Source organism: Rathayibacter sp. AY1E3, from assembly GCF_002932235.1.
Lineage (GTDB): Bacteria > Actinomycetota > Actinomycetes > Actinomycetales > Microbacteriaceae > Rathayibacter.
The window spans coordinates 27,258-27,904 of the sequence record NZ_PSVN01000026.1; the positions used below are offsets into that span (position 1 = coordinate 27,258).

A 647-nucleotide genomic window follows, 5' to 3' on the forward strand; every position below is an offset into this window, starting at 1 on the left:
GGTCGATGCCCCGCCCCCCCCCCCCCCCCGGAGTTGCCATCTCTCACCACTCATCGCCCAGCTTGCGGAGCCCGTTGTCCTCCGGCAGGGTCTGGCGCGAGTAGTCGTGCAGAACGTCGGGCGACGCAATTTCCTGTCCGTCACGTTCAACTTGACGGCTGGCCGCAATGACGACGCATGTCACGGCCACGATCAACGCCGCAGCAGTCGACAACGTCATCCATATCGGCTGAACGGTTGAACCATCTGAGCACAGCGGGTTCCAGAGGAACCCCTCTCCCGTCAGGCTGCCTCCGCCGCGGGTCCTGCACGTCTCGCTCGGGTCCCACATGTAAATGGAGGCTACGGCTCCCAGGGCGGCTGCAAGACCGCCGAAGACCAAGGCGAGAACGATGGGCGTCGCTGCACTCGGTTGCGGGGGCTCTCCAACGTTCATCGGGACATCATGCACTGCACTCCGAAGGATTGATCAAGAGCCGGAACGCCAGGCCCGGTATCGAGTACCCGCGGGGGGAGGTCATCGCGCCGCGACAGTGAGGTTCAGCTCTTCACCGACGCGCAGAATCTCGTCCGAAGGGAAGCGGAACGGGTTGAGGTAGAACAGGTCATCGGCCGTCATGTCGAATCGTGCCGCGACGTCCTCTGCG

At 64.1% G+C, this 647-nt stretch carries 1 protein-coding gene; it reads right to left on the reverse strand.

The features are described 5' to 3' along the window. Positions 1 to 43 precede the first annotated feature (43 nt). On the reverse strand, positions 44 to 436 hold the full coding sequence (locus tag C5C53_RS17330; protein ID WP_104223366.1) for a hypothetical protein: 393 nt from the start codon (positions 434 to 436) through the stop codon (positions 44 to 46). Positions 437 to 647 lie beyond the last annotated feature (211 nt).

Excerpts from the sequence above, each read along its gene's own strand:
- C5C53_RS17330 (WP_104223366.1), bottom strand. The coding sequence starts at position 436 with ATGAACGTTGGAGAGCCCCCGCAACCGAGTGCAGCGACGCCCATCGTT.